This window comes from Halobellus inordinatus (assembly GCF_024464655.1).
Lineage (GTDB): Archaea > Halobacteriota > Halobacteria > Halobacteriales > Haloferacaceae > Haloquadratum > Haloquadratum inordinatus.
Genome location: NZ_JANHAV010000008.1, coordinates 113343 through 131080 on the forward strand (window position 1 = coordinate 113343; position 17738 = coordinate 131080).

The 17738-nt window shown below is 62.3% G+C and carries 17 protein-coding genes; 16 read left to right on the forward strand and 1 reads right to left on the reverse strand.

Annotated elements, in window-relative coordinates; translation table 11 throughout:
* Nucleotides 1-214 precede the first annotated feature (214 nt).
* From NO347_RS14255 to phnE (NO347_RS14300), 10 genes are all read left to right on the forward strand, one after another.
* Nucleotides 215-1027 carry an IclR family transcriptional regulator gene (locus NO347_RS14255; RefSeq protein ID WP_256290293.1) on the forward strand — a complete coding sequence of 271 codons (813 nt, stop codon included), beginning with the start codon at nucleotides 215-217 and terminating at the stop codon, nucleotides 1025-1027.
* A 246-nt stretch (nucleotides 1028-1273) separates the two neighbouring features.
* Nucleotides 1274-2689, forward strand: coding sequence for an ABC transporter substrate-binding protein (locus NO347_RS14260; RefSeq protein ID WP_256290294.1), 1416 nt, complete (start codon nucleotides 1274-1276; stop codon nucleotides 2687-2689).
* Nucleotides 2690-2748: 59 nt separating this feature from the next.
* On the forward strand, nucleotides 2749-3642 hold the full coding sequence (locus NO347_RS14265) for a carbohydrate ABC transporter permease (RefSeq protein WP_256290295.1): 894 nt from the start codon (nucleotides 2749-2751) through the stop codon (nucleotides 3640-3642).
* Nucleotides 3643-3694: 52 nt separating this feature from the next.
* A complete protein-coding gene (locus tag NO347_RS14270; RefSeq protein WP_256290296.1) occupies nucleotides 3695-4570 on the forward strand; it encodes a carbohydrate ABC transporter permease in 876 nt (291 codons plus the stop codon).
* 6 nt (nucleotides 4571-4576) lie between these two features.
* A complete protein-coding gene (locus tag NO347_RS14275) occupies nucleotides 4577-5719 on the forward strand; it encodes an ABC transporter ATP-binding protein (protein ID WP_256290297.1) in 1143 nt (380 codons plus the stop codon).
* A 36-nt stretch (nucleotides 5720-5755) separates the two neighbouring features.
* Nucleotides 5756-6502, forward strand: a complete 747-nt coding sequence (locus NO347_RS14280; RefSeq protein ID WP_256290298.1) for a glycerophosphodiester phosphodiesterase — start codon at nucleotides 5756-5758, stop codon at nucleotides 6500-6502.
* Between the two features lie 429 nt (nucleotides 6503-6931).
* Entirely contained in the window at nucleotides 6932-8134 is a 1203-nt protein-coding gene (gene phnD, locus NO347_RS14285; RefSeq protein WP_256290299.1) for a phosphate/phosphite/phosphonate ABC transporter substrate-binding protein, read from the forward strand.
* A 59-nt stretch (nucleotides 8135-8193) separates the two neighbouring features.
* Nucleotides 8194-9021, forward strand: coding sequence for a phosphonate ABC transporter ATP-binding protein (gene phnC, locus NO347_RS14290; RefSeq protein ID WP_256290300.1), 828 nt, complete (start codon nucleotides 8194-8196; stop codon nucleotides 9019-9021).
* Between the two features lies 1 nt (nucleotide 9022).
* Nucleotides 9023-9832, forward strand: coding sequence for a phosphonate ABC transporter, permease protein PhnE (gene phnE, locus NO347_RS14295; RefSeq protein ID WP_256290302.1), 810 nt, complete (start codon nucleotides 9023-9025; stop codon nucleotides 9830-9832).
* The gene (gene phnE, locus NO347_RS14300; RefSeq protein ID WP_256290304.1) at nucleotides 9829-10620 is read left to right on the forward strand and encodes a phosphonate ABC transporter, permease protein PhnE; all 792 of its coding nucleotides are present in this window, start codon (nucleotides 9829-9831) and stop codon (nucleotides 10618-10620) included. The genes phnE (NO347_RS14295) and phnE (NO347_RS14300) overlap by 4 nt, the downstream gene beginning before the upstream one ends.
* 96 nt (nucleotides 10621-10716) lie before the next feature.
* On the opposite strand, the gene NO347_RS14305 is transcribed toward phnE (NO347_RS14300), so the two are convergent.
* Complete coding sequence (locus NO347_RS14305; RefSeq protein WP_256290325.1) at nucleotides 10717-11982, reverse strand: MgtC/SapB family protein; 1266 nt, start codon at nucleotides 11980-11982, stop codon at nucleotides 10717-10719.
* A 336-nt stretch (nucleotides 11983-12318) separates the two neighbouring features.
* Between NO347_RS14305 and NO347_RS14310 the strand changes: the two genes are divergently transcribed.
* The 6 genes from NO347_RS14310 (at nucleotide 12319) to NO347_RS14335 (ending at nucleotide 17302) form a co-directional block, all read left to right on the forward strand.
* Nucleotides 12319-13494 (forward strand): ABC transporter substrate-binding protein, encoded by a 1176-nt coding sequence (locus tag NO347_RS14310; protein WP_256290306.1) that lies wholly within the window; start codon nucleotides 12319-12321, stop codon nucleotides 13492-13494.
* 2 nt (nucleotides 13495-13496) lie between these two features.
* The gene (locus NO347_RS14315) at nucleotides 13497-14420 is read left to right on the forward strand and encodes an NAD(P)/FAD-dependent oxidoreductase (protein ID WP_256290307.1); all 924 of its coding nucleotides are present in this window, start codon (nucleotides 13497-13499) and stop codon (nucleotides 14418-14420) included.
* Entirely contained in the window at nucleotides 14417-15547 is a 1131-nt protein-coding gene (locus NO347_RS14320; RefSeq protein ID WP_425492395.1) for a FecCD family ABC transporter permease, read from the forward strand. Before NO347_RS14315 ends, NO347_RS14320 begins: the two co-directional genes overlap by 4 nt.
* Complete coding sequence (locus NO347_RS14325; RefSeq protein WP_256290308.1) at nucleotides 15547-16446, forward strand: ABC transporter ATP-binding protein; 900 nt, start codon at nucleotides 15547-15549, stop codon at nucleotides 16444-16446. The genes NO347_RS14320 and NO347_RS14325 overlap by 1 nt, the downstream gene beginning before the upstream one ends.
* Before the next feature lie 197 nt (nucleotides 16447-16643).
* Entirely contained in the window at nucleotides 16644-16973 is a 330-nt protein-coding gene (locus NO347_RS14330; RefSeq protein ID WP_256290309.1) for a DUF7552 domain-containing protein, read from the forward strand.
* A gap of 98 nt (nucleotides 16974-17071) precedes the next feature.
* Nucleotides 17072-17302, forward strand: coding sequence for a DUF7542 family protein (locus NO347_RS14335; protein WP_256290310.1), 231 nt, complete (start codon nucleotides 17072-17074; stop codon nucleotides 17300-17302).
* The last annotated feature ends 436 nt before the right edge of the window (nucleotides 17303-17738 follow it).

The following is a 17738-nucleotide window of genomic DNA, read 5'->3' on the forward strand; positions in this document are numbered from 1 at the left end:
TTTCGCTAATTCGAACAACATTCGACAGGTGGGACGAAATATTATGTTGATATCACAGATAATATGCTCCCAATTCGTGTCGTATTATCAGATTACGTCCGTACAGCAAACAGAGAGCGAGCGTGAGGTGGATCCGAGTAGCATCTGGGGATATCTTGCAGACGATAGTTCGCTCTGAGCGAACTTTTATATTTGTGTCCGTTGATCCAGAAGTATGAACGACGACGCGCGCCCGACCGTTCAGACGACGCAGACGTCGATCGAGATTCTCGATGTAGTCAGACGACGGGACAGCGCGCGGCTAACGGAGATTGCCGACGCGGTGGGACTCGCGAAGAGCACGGCTTACAAGCATCTCGTGACTCTCGAACAGAACGGATTCCTCAGACGGGACGGCAACGCCTATCGGATCGGACTGGGGCTCCTGACCTACGGCGAGCACGTCAGGCATCACTGGCCGGGCTTCGAGGAAGCGACAGAAGCAGTAACGGAGCTAACCGAACGAACCCAAGAAGAGGTCGACTTCGTCGTCGAGGACGGTGGTCGTGTGACCACTCTCGTCGAGTCGTATCACCCCTGGGTAAAGTACGACGATTCGGTCGATACCGACTCGGCAGCATCCTACCGAGCTCGCGTCGGCGACAGTTACGGGATGCACTCGACGGCTGCCGGGCTCGCGATTCTCGCCGAGTATTCGGAAGAACGGGTCGAGCGGATTCTCGATCGACGGGGGCTCCCGAGACGAACCGAACACACCATCACCGATCGATCGACGCTGTTCGAGACGCTCGAACGGATCCGTGAGGACGGATACGCCGTCAACGATCAGGGATACACCGAGGGGATGCGAAGCCTCGGAAAGGCGGTTTGCGGCCCCGACGGGACTGTCGCCGGCGCGCTCACCGTCGCCGGACCGACGTACCGCATCGACGGCGCCGTCTTGGAAGAGCACCTCCCGAGAGCCCTCGAAGAGACGGCCCGCTCGCTCGAAGCAGCGCTCGCAGAGCGGTCGTGTCCGCCCCGGTAATCCAGCCGACTACCCGGAACCCGAAGCTGTCCAGCAGCTATTGTTTGGTACTGTGCCCTATATTCTCACAGGGAGGGGGCGAGTACGCGGAAGATGGTAATAAATCAATGGCAGAATGGGTTGTTTTTCATAGAGAATCGCGGTTGACTGCGGACCTCTCCCGGCGTAACTGCGGGAAACAGAGTGATATATATAGAACATACCAAAGAATTATGTGGATAAAATGTAATCTCCATCCGAGTGCAAATGAAGCCAATCAAATCCAGACGGACGTTTCTCAAAGGAGCAGGTGCGGCGACAGTCGCGGGACTCGCGGGCTGTTCCAGTCAGGGCGGCAACGGCGGGGGAGAAGAAACCACCGAGAGCGGCGGTTCAGGCGGCGGCGACTCGACCGGCACGACGGTGGGGTCCAGTGGTGACCAGTCGGTCACGATTCAGTTCTGGCACGCGATGGGCGGCGACCTCGCGCAGCGCATCGACGACATCGTGAATAGTTTCGAAGAGCAGAGCGACGGGATCACCGTCGAAACGACCTCGCGCAACAGTTACCGCGACAACCTCAACGCCACGACGTCGGCAGTGAGTTCCGGGAATCCGCCGGCGCTCTCCCAGATCTTCGAGATCGGGACCCAGTTGGCTATCGACAGCCAGGCGTTCGTGCCCGTCGAAGACATCATTCCGAGCGACCGAATCAACTTCGACAACTTCCTCGATCCGGTGCTGGACTTCTATCGCGTCGACGGAAAGCTAAACTCGATGCCGTTCAACTCCAGCAACGCGATTATGATGTACAACCGGGATGCCTTCGAGGAGGCCGGACTGGATCCGGACTCCCCGCCCACGACGTATCAGGGCATCACGGACGCCGCAAACACGCTCACCAGCGAGGGCGTCGTCGACCAGGGGATGACGTTCCCGAACCACTCGTGGTTCGTCGAGTCCTGGTTCGCACAGCAGAACACGACAGTCGTGAACAACGAGAACGGACGGAACGGGCGCGCCACGGAGTCGAACCTCGACAGCGAGGCCGCACAGAACATCTTCGAGTGGTGGACGGACCTCTACGAACAGGATCAGTACCTGAATCCCGGCATCGAAGCGTGGGGCGAAGCACAGCAGGCGTTCCTGACGCAGAAAACCGGGATGATCATCTACTCGACGTCGAGCATCGCGCCGATGAAGCAGGGCGCCGCCGACAACGGCTTCGAACTCGACACCGCGTACCTGCCCGCGCCCGGTGGCGACCGGACGGGGATTCCGATCGGCGGGGCGTCGCTGTGGGTCCCGCAGGGCCTCTCGGACGCGCAGCAGCAGGCCGCCGCGGAGTTGCTCCTGTTCATGACGCAACCGGAGCAGCAGGCGCAGTGGCACACGGGGACCGGCTACTTCCCGGTTCGTGAGGAGTCGATCACGCAGCTCGAAGACGAGGGCTTCTACGAGGAGAACCCGGCGTTCAGAACCGCGATCGACCAGCTCAACGAGACCGAGAGCACGCCCGCGACGAGCGGGGCGCTGATGGGTCCGTTCCCGGAAGTCCGTACCATCATCGAGGAAGGGTACGTCAGTATGATTCAGGGCAACACGAACGTCAGCGACGGGCTCTCACAGATGAAAAGCGACGTCGACGAGACCCTGCAGAGCTACAACGACCGCGTTGCATAATCGAGTCGTTCGAACGAACGCCCGCATAAGTTCATAATCACCCCCTTCGCATCGAGACTATGTCAGAATTCACGGAACCGTACGAATCGAAGTGGCAGGCGTTTCTGCTGCTCTTACCGACGTTCATCGTCCTAATCGCGTTTCTCTACTATCCCGGGTTGGAGACCTTCCGATTGAGCCTCTCACAGACGATTCTGCTGGGGAGTCAGAAGGTCTTCGTCGGGCTGGAGAACTACGTCACGCTCGCAACGTCTTCAGAGTACCATTCGAGTTTCGCGATCTCCGTCGCGTTCGCGGCTGTCGTCGTCATCGGGACGCTCGCCGTCTCGCTTTTCGTCTCGTATCTCTTGTTCGAGGTCGACGTCGGCTCGTCGACGTACCTGATCGCGGCCATCTGGCCCTACGCCCTCCCGACAGCCGTCGCCGCGTCGGTGCTCCTGTTCCTGCTTCACCCCTCGCTGGGAATCATCACCTACTACCTGGAACAACTCACCGGGACCTCACTCGACTGGTTCACGAACGGGCCGCAGGCGTTCGCCGTCGTCGCCGTCGTCGCCATCTGGAAGCAGTTGGGGTACAACATCATCTTCATGGTCGCAGCCCTCAACAACATCCCCGAGACGCTGACCGAATCGGCCGAGATCGACGGCGTCGGTCACCTGAAGATGTTGTACCGGGTCTACATCCCGCTGATGTCGCCGACGCTCGTCTTCTTGGTCGTGATGGACACGATCTACGCGTTCTTCTCGACGTTCCCGCTCGTCGATCTGATGACCAGCGGTGGTCCGAGCGGCGCGACGAATCTGCTGATCTTCAAACTCTACCGCGACGCGTTCGAGTTCAGCAGCCTCGGGCTGGCGTCGGCCGAGTCGGTCGTCCTGTTCGCCATCGTGGCGATACTGATGTACGTCCAACTGCGTCTCTCCGAGAGCTACGCGCACTACGGAGGATAATATGCGAGGCAAAGATCCAATACCCACTGTCGAGATGCGGGAGGTACAATAGATGGCGACACAGACAGGTCCGTCTTCGAAGTCCGTCCTCGGACGCCTGCTACCGGAGGGTGTCGAGACCGAACAGGTGATCGTCCACGGCGGACTGCTCCTATCGATTTTCCTGATGGGACTGCCACTGCTCTTGGCGCTCGTTATGAGCACGCAGAACACGACGGAGGTCTACCAGATCACTAATATCGGCGTGGGGAGCGAAGGGCTCTCGAACTACCAGACCGCGCTGAATCAGTACGGCTTCGGCGAGTATATGATCAACTCGGTCGTGATGTCGGTGATCATCGTCGTCGGCAAGGTGACGCTGTCGCTGTTCGCCGCGCTGGCGCTCGTCTACTACCGGTTCCCCTACGAGCGCGCGGTGTTTATGTTCATTCTGCTCACGCTCTTGCTGCCGGTCCCGGTCCGCATCGTGCCGCTTTTCGACCTGATGGCACGGCTGGGGTGGGGGAACACGCTGATGGCCATCACCGGCCCGTACATCGCGAGTGCGACGGCCGTCTTCCTGTTCAGACAGCACTTTATGTCCATTCCCGCCTCGCTGGTCGAGAACGCGCACCTCGACGGCGTCGGCCCGTTGCGGTTCCTCTGGGAGGTGCTGATCCCGATGTCCAAGGGGATGATTGCGGGCGTCTCGGTGATCACGTTCATCTACGCGTGGAATCAGTACCTCTGGCCGCTCATCATCATCAGCGACCAGAGCAAGCAGGTCGTGCAGGTCGGGTTGCGCTTCCTGCAGGCGGCGTCGCAGTCGGGACTCACCCGGTGGGGACTCATTATGGCCGGCGCCGTGATAGCGCTGCTTCCGCCGCTGGTCGTGCTCATCGTGTTGCACCGACCGCTGCTCAAGACCCTGGCAATCCAACAGAAGTGATTCACAATGTCTGATATAACTATTACCGGACTCACGAAACGGTTCGACGACGTAACGGCAGTCGACGATATCGACCTCGAGGTCAAGAACGGAGAGTTCCTCGTGCTCGTCGGCCCATCGGGCTGTGGGAAGTCGACGACGCTGCGAATGATCGCCGGACTGGAGGACATCACGAGCGGCGACCTCCACATCGGCGACCGGCGGGTCAACGATCTGGAGCCGAAAGAGCGCAGCATCGCGATGGTGTTCCAGAACTACGCGCTGTATCCGCACATGACGGGCGCGGAGAATATGAAGTTCGGAATGAAGTCCGTCAGCAACTACACCAGCGCGGAGATCGACGAGCGCGTCCGCGAAGCCGCCGAGATTCTCGACATCGAGGAACTGCTCGACCGGCGGCCCAGCGAACTGTCCGGCGGCGAACGCCAGCGCGTCGCAATCGGCCGCGCGCTCGTCCGCGAACCCGACGTGTTCCTGCTGGACGAACCGCTGAGCAACCTCGACGCGAAGCTCCGGGTGCAGATGCGGGCCGAACTCCTGCAACTGCACCGGGAACTCGACGCGACGACGCTGTACGTGACGCACGACCAGACCGAGGCGATGACGCTCGGCGATCGGGTCGCGGTCCTCAACGACGGCGAGATCGAACAGGTCGATCCCCCGCAGTTGCTCTACGACTACCCGGCGACGCGGTTCGTCGCGGAGTTCATCGGCAGCCCGGCGATGAACATCCTGCCCGTCGAACTCGTTTCAGACGGCTCCGACATCAGTGTGCACCACGAGCAGTTCGAGCTTCCGCTCCCGAACGCCGACTCGTTCACGGCCCAGCCGAAATCGGCGTTCTTCGGGATACGGCCAGAGGACATCTCGCTCGCGAGGAACGTCGCCGGCGACGTCCCGACGTTCGAGGCGGAAGTCACCGTCACCGAACCGCTCGGAGAGTCGCTGCTCATCCACTGTCGGGTCGGCGACGACGAGATCCACGTGAAGGCTGCCGCACGGAGTTCGATCGACCCAGGCGACAGACTCGAACTCGGCGTCGACGAAGAGCGCCTGCACGTGTTCGACGGGACGGGCGAGGCCATCTATCACTCCTCCCCGCGCGGGCACGCCTCGTCCGACGCGGTACCCACCCAGCCAGAGCCGTGAGCGGGGCGAAACCGCGTCGGCAGGGGCGGCGGTAGCGTGCGGCCGATCGCGCATCGCGGCTGTCTGACGCAGTACCCCGAGAACACGCTCCGGGCGTTCCGGCGCTCGGCGTCGGTCGTCGATATGATCGAAACCGACGTCCAACGGTGTGGGTCCGGCGAACTCGTGATCTTCCACGACGAGACGCTCGACCGGGTGACCGACGCCACCGGCGAGGTCGCATCGACGCCGCTGGCGGACCTCAAAGAAGTGTCAATCCTCGGCAGCGGCGAGTCGATCCCGACGTTGACGGAGGCGTTCGAGGCTGTGCCCACAGACGTCGGGCTGAATCTGGAGCTGAAAGGGAAGGGGGTCGCCAACGAGACTGTCGAGGTCGCGAGTCGCTACGACCACGAAGTGATCGTCTCCTCGTTCCGACCGGCAGCGGTCGCCGCCGCTCGCGACGCCGGGGCAGCGTCGCTCGCGCTCTTGCTCTACGAGGACGAGGAAGCCGCCGCCGACTTCGATACGGACGCAGCGCTCGATGCGGCTGCCGAACTCGACTGTGACTACGTCCACCCGCACGTTGGACTCTGTCTCGAGACCGACGTCGTCGGCGACGCGCACGCTCGCGGCTTCGGCGTCAATGCCTGGACGGCCGCGGACGAAGCGGACCTCCGCGAACTGCGAGCGCGCGGGGTCGACGGCGTCGTGATCGACGATTGCGAACTCGCCGCCGTCTGCCGCGACGGAGAGGCGGACTCCGAAAACGAGAGTGAGAGTGGTTCTCGGAAGTCCGTATAGATGCCCGCCAACGGTGTGGCGAGCCCAATGAACAGGTACGCCAGTCACTACGAGTTGCACGGCAGGGGCACCGAGTGACTCGGGGCAGCGAACGACGCATCGAATCCGGATCGTAGACCGGCGCGCCGCACAGAACGGTACCGTGACTGTTCACGGACGAGGCGCAGGCGACTCACGGAGACAGTGGTGCAAAACAGCATCCAAAGTAACGTGATGATTCACTGTTAATTCTGCAGCTGAATAGCGTCTAGAAACAGTTAGAACCACTCAGAATTGGTTTCGGACAATTATGATATCCGGTATTTAACTGCGTGTATGTTATATAAATATACTCCATAAGCCATATAAAATTTCACATATGTGTATTTAGAAGCAATATAGATATAATCCTGCAAAAGCATAAATAACAAAACGATCAATTATGATATTATGCGCCGGATAGACCGAAGGAAGTTCGTCAGCGGGATCAGTGCGGCTGCACTCGCGAGCGTCGCAGGATGCAGCGGCGGCAGTAGTGGTACTGAGACGCAAACGCAAACCGAAAGCGGAGAGAGTACGACCACGACCGCGGGTGGCAGTGATGAGACCACCACCAGCGGTGAGGAAGGCCTCGATCCGACAGATCCGTCGACGTTCCCCGAGTTCGACCCCACAGACCCGCAGTTCCCGCAGTTGACGAGTACGCTGCTCGAAGCGGGGTACGAGACCGGGTCGATGACGGACCTCGAACGGATGCGAGAGAACCCGCGCGAGGAACCGCGCTACGGCGATCCAGTTCCATCGACACCCGAGGACGAGAGCGAGTGGCTCGACCCCGACACGCTGCAGTTCTCGCTTGTCCCCACCGAAGACCCGACGGTGTACGAGAACACGCTGGAACCGCTCCTCAACAACATCGAAGAGGAGACCGGAAAGACCGTCGAGTACGCGACGCTCGACTCCTACGCGGCGCAGGTCGAGTCGATGCGATCGGAGCGGCTCCACCTCGCAGGATTCTCGACGGGGACAGTTCCGTTCGCCGTCAACATTGCAGGCGCGGTCCCGTTCTCGGTCCAGATCGACGGCAGCGGCGAGGGCGGCTCGTTCGGCTATCGGCTCTGGCTCATCACCCAACTGGACAACGGAGAGATCGTCGAACTCGAAGACCTGGAAGGAAAGACGATCGCACACGCCGACCCATCCTCGAACTCGGGGAACCTGGCCCCGCGGGCACTATTCGCCAATCAGGGCGTCGTGCCCGGCGAGGACTACGAGGTGGCATACTCCGGCGGCCACCAACAGAGTTCGCTCGGCGTCGCGAACGGAGATTACCCCGCCGCCCCGGTCTGTTCGACCTGTTATGGCCGCGTCGCGGCCGACGATCAGCTCGATCCGAGCGCGATCAAGTGCATCTGGGCGTCGGAACCGTTCCCGACGACTGCCTTCTCGTACGTCCACACGCTCCACCCCGACATCCAGGAGGGCGTTCGTGCGGCCTTCCTCGAGTACGACTACGAAGACACCACCATCGCCGAGGAGTTCGAGGGGCGTGGCACGTGGGTCGAGATCGATTACGCGACGGTCTGGGACATCATCCTCCAGATCCAGGAATCGCTCGAAGTCGAGTACGAGACGGGCAACATCGGCGAGTAGTCGATCCCCCGTCGTTCCGCTCTTCGCACCGTTATGAGACTCACGATAATACATCAGATATGCTCTCAGTAACCGATCTACAGAAGACGTACTCCTCCGGCGACGAGGCGCTCAAAGGCGTCTCACTCGAAGTAACGGGCAACGAGACAGTCGCAGTCATCGGACCGAGCGGCGCCGGAAAGAGTACGTTCATCCGCTGTATCAACCGCCTCACCGAACCCTCGGGAGGCAGTGTCGAACTCGATGGACTGGAGGTGACAGATCTCTCCGGGAAGAAACTCCGCAACGCGCGGCGCGATATGGGGATGATCTTCCAGGAGTTCAATCTCGTCGAGCGGCTGACCGTGATGGAGAACGTGCTTTCGGGGCGCCTCGGCTACGTCAGTACGTGGGAGGCGTTTCGACGAAAGTTCGGCGGCGACGACGTCGGGCGAGCCTACGAGGTCTTAGACCGAGTCGGTCTCGAAGGGCACGAAGACGACCGCGCCGACGAACTGTCCGGTGGACAACGGCAGCGCGTCGGCATCGCGCGAGCGATCCTGCAGCGCCCGAAGATCCTGCTCGTCGACGAGCCCACGAGCAGTCTCGACCCCGAAACCTCGCGCGCCGTGATGGAACTCCTCACCGAAATCGCCGCCGACGACGACATCCCGGTATTGATAAACATTCACGAGGTCAATCTGGCCGAAGAGTACGCCGATCGGATCGTCGGGCTCCGTAACGGGCAGAAAGTCTTCGAGGGCACGCCCGAAGGTCTCGACGAGACGGCTCGCGGGCAGATCTACCGCGGTGAGGAGATCCCCGAGGAGACGGGCCCCAAACGCTCGTCCGCCGAAGAAACGGCAGAGGACGCAGCCACACAGGAGGGCGCGCTGCGCCGGGGATAAAATGGCGACAGAACAATCTGACACGCGGTCGTGGCAGCGCCCGACGGCGTTCTACAACCGGTACGTGAAGTGGGCCGTGTACGTCGTCATCGGCGCGTTTCTGCTGTGGAGCGCCTGGAATATGCGGATCTCTCCCGCCCGGGCCGCACAGGGGTGGACCGCCGCCGCCGAACTCCTCGGTGGGATGTTCCCACCGGAGTTCACGCCGTTCAAGACCGACCTCCTGATCCAGGGACTGATCGAAAGCCTCGCGATGTCGGTCGTCGCGACGATCATCGGCGTCATCCTCTCGATCCCGGTCGCGTTTATGGCGGCCGAGAACATCGCACCCCAGCCGGTGTACTGGGTCGGTCGCGGGATCATCACCGTCTCACGAGCGTTCCACGAACTCATCATCGCGATCATCGCCGTCAAGGCGGTCGGGATCGGCGCACTCGCAGGCGTGATCGCGCTCTCGTACAAGACGGTCGGGTTCTTCGCGAAGTTGCTCGCCGAAGACATCGAAGACACCGACGCGGGACAGATGGAGGCTGTCGAAGCGACCGGCGCGAACCAGACGCAAACGATGCTGTTCGGCGTCGTTCCGCAGGTGATGCCGCGCGTCGTCGGCCTGACGATCTACCGCTGGGACATCAACATCCGTCACAGTACGATCGTGGGAATCGTCGGGGCCGGCGGCATCGGCTCGACGCTCCTCAACTCGTTCGACAAGTACGACTACGACTTTTTCCTGACCATCGTGCTCGCGATCATCGCGATCGTCATGGTCGGTGAGTTCGTCAGCACCTACATCAGGGGGCGGATACAATGACGGACTATCAGACCTGGGAGCGACGCACGCCGCGCCAGCGGTTGGTACGATACGTCCTGATACTGGTCACACTCGTCGCAGCGGCCATCTCCTGGCGACTCTTACAGATAAATTATAATTACGTCGGCAGTGCCCCCGTGGAGTTTATGGACCTCGTGAATCGGATGTATCCGCCGGACGTCGGGTACACGACCGACATCCTCGGCCCCCTCATCGAGACAGTCCACATCGCGATTCTCGGGACCGGACTGGCGTTACTGATGGCGATTCCAGTCGCGTTACTGGGTGCGGAAAACACGACGCCGAACAGACCCGGATTCGTCCTCGGGAAGTTCATCATCTCTGCGTCCCGGTCGGTGAACGTGATCATCTGGGCGCTGGTCTTCGTGATCATCTTCGGATCCGGCGCGCTCGCTGGAACGTTGGCTATCGCAGTGCGGTCGATCGGCTTCTGTTCGAAACTCCTCGCCGAGGCGATCGAGGAGATCGACACCGGCCAGGTCGAGGCGATCACGGCCACAGGCGCGAACTCGATCGAGGCGGCGATATACGGTATCGCACCGCAGATCAAGCCGGCGTTCATCGGCGTCGCCACCTACCGCTGGGACATCAACGTCCGCGCCTCGACGATCATCGGGTTCGTTGGGGCCGGAGGAATCGGGGTCGAACTCAACACGTCGATCAACTTCTTCCGCTGGCAAGGCGTGCTGACGATCCTGCTTGCGATCCTGGGGATCGTCATCTTCAGCGAAGTCACGTCGGCGTATCTGCGCCGTAAAGTTCGCTAACTCGACATCTCGAGTTTTCGAATCGGGGTCGGAACAGCGAGCCGCTGGAACCCTGAGGTGGTGACCTGCCGTGGGCCAACTGATCCGAGCCACCGCTCACAGGAAGTGGACCGCGAGGACGCCAACCAATCCGAGCATCGAGAGGTAGGCCGATCGGAGGGTGACAGGGCGGAACAGTTTCCGATTGATGCCGACGGCGAGCCACACTTTCACGAGGATGCTCGCCAGCGTCCCGGCCAAGACGCCCTGCGCAGCGACGCTCGGCGAGATCTGTCCCGTGCTCGTGAGCGAAACCGCGGTCGTCGTCGTTGTCCCACTCGAAAGCAGTCCGCTGAGGAAACTCGTGACGAGGAAGCCCGCGGTGCCGAACATCTGCTGTGCGCCCGCGGTAGCCACGAGCACGATCAAGAACAGCACGCCGAAGGTCAGCGCGTTCGCGCTGCTGAACGGCGAATCGAGATCAAGATCCATCTCGCCGCGCCAGTTCCGTTCGTAGCCGGTCAGGAGGACGCCGCCGACGGCGATGAGTCCGAGCGGGAGGCCGACGCTGAACGCCGATTGGGGGACGAACGCGACGACGATGATGAGGTTTCGGATCGCCATCGCGGCGTCGGCGACGAGAATCGTCGCCACCGCTAAGTCGAGGACGCCGAGGTTGGCCTTCGCCCGGTTCGCGATCTCACCGATGACCGCCGTCGAGTTGACGAGGCCGCCGAAAAAGCCCGTGATGAGCATTCCACGGCCGCCGTAGCGTTGCATAATCGCGTAGTTCGCGAACCCGATGGCGCTGACGGCGATGACGAGCATCCAGATGAGTTGCGGATCGATGGCGTTCCACGGCCCGTAGGTCCCCGAAGGGAGCAGCGGGTAGACGACGAACGCGATGATCGCGAACTCGGCCGCCCCGCGGACCTCCTGGTGTGAGAGTTGTTTCGCGAACTGATGGAGTTCCCGGCGCAACACCAGGAGGAACGACGACGTGATCGCGATGACGACGCCCACGAGGACGTAGTCGCTCCCGACGAGGACGCCGACGACGTACGCGACGAGCAGCGACGTCGACGTCGTCAACGCGAGACCGCTTTCCTCGTCTGCGGGTCCCTCACGGACGTCGGTCAGCACGCCGCGGAGCCCGAGAAGCATCCCCTGTGTGAGGACCAACAGTCCGCCGAGCGCCAGGAGGACAGTCTGCCCGATAGTCGCGGCCGCGACGCCGACGAGACTGGTCAGAGTGAACGTGCGGATGCCAGCGGACTTGTTCGACCACTCGCGCTCCAAGCCGAGCAGCATACCGAGCGCTCCCGCGACGAAGAGATTGAAGACGTTCGCGTCGATCGGGACGGTCTCGGGGCCAAACTGCATCGTCGTCACCTACTGCCCGGACGAGCCCGGGCGAATTGAACATATGAGTATATACGACTATGTTCTCTATTTAGGATATATAGACACCCAGATATAATTCTTTCGTGCATCCTGAGGGAGCCAGATAATAAATGTTATTTTTGTTTATAGTTAGATATTGCTCAAAAAAATCTCTCCTCTTTTTGTATATTAGGCCATCTAAAAGAACTAACTCTGGCTGAGGCAGTATTTAATAAATTTGTAGTTGTTTCTGGTGTGCTGTCGGCAACAGAGACTTCTTTTTAGGTCTGCCAAAAGTTCGAAAGTGGTTTTACAGATTAGGGTGGCCTAAAAGATATGGCGAGAAACACGGACGGGAACGCAACGCGACGAGACTATCTTCGGTACGGCGCTGGCGTCGTTACCGCAGGTCTCCTCGCAGGGTGCAGCGGCGGGTCGGGGTCAGACACGACCGACACGGCGACACCAGAGACGGCGGCCGCAGACACCGAATCCGCCACGGCGACGCCCGAGGGAAGCGAATCCTACAGCGTCGAGATCGTGCCCGTCGGTGAGGTCACGTTCGAGTCGATTCCCGAGACGTGGGTCGCGAACAACGGTAGCTGGGCCGATATGGGGATCGCGCTGGGGCTCGAAGCACCGAAGGGCGTCTGGCTCCCGAGTCGCTATCACACCCAGTACTACGACGAGATCCCGGGCGTGAGCGTCGACAAAGACGGAATCACGAAACTGTGGGGTGACGGCGGCGTCGGCAAAGAGCAGTTCCACGCGCTGGACGCGGACGTCCACGTCTTCGACCCGAACTTCCTCCTGAACCGTGGAACGTGGGAGCAGACCGACGTCGACGAACTGCGGAATCAGGTCGGGCCGATCTTCGGCAACAGCATCTTCTCGCGGAACTACACCTGGCACGACGACTACCGGTACTACACCCTGTACGAGGCCTTCGAGAAACTCGCGCAGGTGTTCCAGCGGACGGACCGCTACGAGGCGTTCGAACAGATCCACGAGGACTTCCAGGCGAACCTTGCACCGGTCGTCCCCGGTCGCAGCGAGCGCCCGTCGGCCGCCGTCGTCTGGGGCGGCGGGGATCAACCCGAGAAGTTCTACCCGTACGTCATCGACGAGGGCACGAGCTTCAAACACCTCAACGACCTGAAAGTGAAAGACGCGCTCGCGAACACCGAGGTCAAGGACTTCCACAGCAGCCGCGGATCCATCGACTTCGAGACGCTGCTGGAGGTCGACCCCGAAGTGCTTCTGGTCCGCGGACAGGAGGCGAAGACCGCGACGGAGTTCCAGGATACTGTGGTCGCGTTTATGCAGAATCACAACATCGCGAGCGAACTCACCGCCGTCTCGAACGGCGACATCTACCGCGCGGGGCCGCTCTATCAGGGGCCGATCACGAACCTCCTCGTGACCGAGCGGCTCGCGGGTACACTCTACGACGTCGACGAAGAGTTGTTCGATAAACAGCGCGTCGCTGACGTCGTTCACGGAGACTTCTGAGTATGGAGAACGACGGCGATGGGCTCGCCGCCGACCCCGACGTCGTCATCGTGGGCGGCGGTCCCGCCGGCTGTTCGGCGGGCGTGTTCCTCGCCCGGTACGGGCTGGACGCGGTCATCTTCGATCGCGGGCCCGCGTCGCTGCGACGGTGTGCGTATCTGGAGAACTACCTCGGGTTCCCGGCGGGGATCGACATCGAGACGATGTACGACCTGATGCACGACCACGCCGCGACGGCCGGGTGTGAGATCGTCTCGGACACGGTCGAAGCAGTGGCTCGGAGCGGCGACGGCGAGTTCGTCGTGCGGACCCAAGACGACCGCACCGTCACGACCGAGCGTGTCGTAGCCGCGGCGCGGTACGACGCCGATTTCCTCCGCTCGCTCGGCAGCGACGAGATGTTCGCGGTCCACGAGCACGAGGGCGAGCGGCGCGAACACTTCGATCGGGACTACCCGGACCCGGACGGGACGACGCCGATCGACGGCCTGTACGTGGCCTCGCCGGCGGGCGACGCCGAAGCACAGGCGATTATGTCCGCCGGTCGCGGCGCGCGCGTCGCGCGGACGCTTCTTGCCGACGTGCGGCGCGAGCGGGGGTTCCCGGAGGCGATCGCACCGCACTGGGACTGGCGCCGGAAGGAAGCGACGCTGACCGGCGAGTGGACCGACCGCGATCGGTGGGACGCGTGGTTCGACGAGCAGGTCGACGGCGACGACGACGTGGCCGAAGGGCAGCTTCTCGAACTCCGAGAGCAGGAGATCGACCGCCGAGTCGCGACGTACGTCTCCGAATCGGAGATCGAGCGGCGAACCGAGCGCGGACACAAGCGGCTGCTCGAACACGTCGACGACGAGTACATCCTCGAAGCCGCCCGCGAGATCGAGGGACGCGCGAAAGCGTCGGGCGGGGGTAGCGGCCAGTGAGTAACAGCGCGGTTCCCGGGGCGGAATCTACGAGTCGGGTACAGCAGTGGCTCGCCGGCGTCGACGGCGCGCTGCTCAGTCTCTGTCTCGGGAGTGTGCTGGTCGTCGTCGCCGGCGGCCTCGTGCAGGTGAGCTTCGGGACCTACTCGATGACCGTCGTGGAGGCGTGGCAGGCCGTCGTGAATCCGAACGTACTACTCAATCTGCAGGCGTGGGAGGCGTTCGTCTTCGGTGCGGACCTCCCGGAGATGAATCAGCGGAGCCTCATCGTCTGGAACATCCGACTGCCGCGCGTGTTCGTCGCGATGCTCGTCGGGATGAACCTCGCCGTCTCGGGGGCGATCTTTCAGGCCGTGACGCGGAACGAACTGGCGAGTCCGTTCATCCTCGGGGTCTCCTCGGGCGCGGGGCTTTTGATCCTCCTCACGCTGGTCGTGTTCTCCGGGCTGTCCGCGTTCCTGCCGCTCGTGGCCGCGCTCGGCGGCGCGATCGCGTTCCTCATCGTCTACGCGATCGCCTGGAAGAACGGGACCTCGCCCGTCCGCTTGGTCCTCGCAGGCGTGATCGTCGGGACCATCTTCCAGTCGCTCCAGACGGGACTGTTCTTCTTCGCCGGCGACATCGGGGTCGTCCAGTCGGCCATCGCCTGGACGACGGGGTCGCTGACCGGCACAGACTGGGAGCAGGTGCGGATGGCGCTCCCGTGGACGGCGCTCGCGATGCTGCTGTCGCTCGTCAGTTCCCGGCAGTTGAACGTCCTCTTGCTCGGCGAGAGCACAGCCCGAGCGCTCGGAATGTCGGTCGAGCGCGTCCGGTTCGCGCTCTCTGGGATCGCTGTCCTCGCGGCGGCCGCGAGCATCGCCGTCGCGGGGATCGTCAGCTTCGTCGGGCTGATCGTCCCGCATCTGGTTCGCAACATCGTCGGCAGCGAGTACAAGAAACTGGTCGTCGGCTGTCTCTTCGCCGGCCCGGCGCTGATGGTCGCCGCCGACGTCGGCGCGCGACTCGGGCTGCAGGTACTCGTCGGCGCGTCGACGCAGATCCCGGTCGGCATCGTCACGGGACTGATCGGCGGACCGTACTTCCTCTATCTGATGCGGAAACAGGACGCGTTAGGTGAGATCTGATGTCCGAGCACGAACGCTTCGAGCGCGAATCGAACGGCAGATCGAACGGCGAATCGAACGCGGGCGACACCGCGACGGACGCAGATGCATCGGCGGCTCACGGTTCGGCGGTCGAGCTTCGGGGCGAAGACCTCGAAATCGGCTATCCGTCGACCGACGAGCCGGTCGTCGAGTGCGAGACCGTCCTGTTACCAGCGGGCGAGGTAACGGCGCTCGTCGGGCCGAACGGGAGCGGCAAGAGCACGCTCCTGAAGTCGATGGCGAACCAGCTCGCGCCCGACTGCGGGCAGGTCAGACTCGACGGCGAACAGGTGCAGTCGCTCGAATCGAAGGAACTCGCGCGTCGCCTCGGCCTCCTCTCCCAAGAGAACGAGTCACCCGCGAGCCTCACCGTGGAAGACCTGATCTACCACGGGCGGTACCCACACCGCGGGTTCTTCGAGTCTGTCGGCGACGAGGACCAGGCAGCCGTCGAGCGCGCGATCGACCTGGCGGGTGTCGAAGACCTTCGCGAGAAAGAGATGAAGAACCTCAGCGGCGGCCAGAAACAGCTGGCGTGGATCGCGATGGTCCTCGCCCAGGAGACGGACGTGCTCCTCTTGGACGAGCCGACGACGTATCTCGATTTACACCACCAACTGCGGGTGATGGAAGTCGTCCGCACGCTCAACCGCGAGCAGGGCGTGACCGTCGGCATCGTCCTCCACGACATCGGGCAGGCCGCGCGCTTCGCCGACAACCTCGTCGCGATGAAAGACGGCGAGCCCTACGACTGGGGGCCGCCGCGCGACGTCGTGACCGAAGAACTCCTCTCGGAGGTGTTCCACGTCGACGCCAGCGTCGACAGCGAGAGTCCGACTGGACCGCACATCGCTCCCCACCGCGCGCTCGACGACTGAGAATAGGCTTGGACGAAAAATATGGCTCGACGAAGACGCGGCCTCCTGTCGGCGAACGCATCGATACCCGCCGCAGGGCACGAAGGTTGTAGTAGACTGCAGACGGGCACTGAGGGGACCGAGGCGGAAACGGAGAGCGCGGATAAGACGCCGATCCCGATGAGGTCACCGACGAACCGACACGCACACGCCAGAGGATGACAGAACCGTCGCTCACGGCGCTCCGCGCGCGGACCGAAGCACTCGCGAGCGACAGCGGGCGCTACGTAGTCGTCTGCGGGCGGACGGGCGAGCAGCCGATACCCGTCGCCGGTGATCGCTTCGTGACCCGAGAGGTGGCCGAACGCGCCGTCCGGGCGGCCAAGAAGTACCGGCGAACGCTCCGTCGCTACGACGACCGCCTCCCCTACTACGACCTGATCGCCGTGGAGGACGCTGCGTCTGATACTGTCGGACAGAAGTTCGTGAACTATGTTGGCACCCACGGGGTGCCGATAATTTTCACATCGTTCTGTCCGACAGTATGAGACAGCGACCACAGAGCGGGTCGTCGGACCGACCACGTAGCGGTGTCGTGACGGGCGGACCCGCGCCGTTAAGTGCGTTCCCGCGGTTATAGACCACAATGGCCGAGAAGCGCGCGACGGTCACGTGCCCCGAGTGCGACCTGACAGAGACCTTCGACAAACTCGCGACGGCGCGGGAGTTCATCGAAACCCACCGCACCGAGACCGGCCACGACGCGACGTGGGAACTGCACCGCCTCGCGCCGGGCGTCGAGCGCGCGGGCGAGGAGGCGGGCGTCTGCGGGCGTCCCGCGTGCACGACCGAGGACTCGCCGCTGTATCAGGGCTAGCGGCCTGCTCGCCGGTCAGGCTGACGCGAATCTCCGACGCTCGATTTCTCCGCGGTCGTCGAACGGTTCGCGCTGCGTCCGAGAGTGTCGCCTGCCGTCGGCAGCGTGCCCTCATCAGCACGTAGTCATAGGGCCTATCGTAAGCCCTCATAGATTTCTCGCCGGACGGGACGGCGAGAATCTCCGAACAGTTACGATAATCCCTATCAGCTACAGTATCATTTGCAAGTCTTCACGCACCCGATCGTTCGACAGCGTCTGATCTAGTTCGCAATCAGTTGCAAATGCTACGATAGGAATTTCTGCACCGCCGGCGAACGCGATCCGGCCCACCGGGATCGAATACAACTAAATTTGTTCTATGGCAACTGCATTGGGAAACGTTTATGCGGGGGTCGTCGAATACGACATAGTGCGGCCGAGATAGCTGACCCAC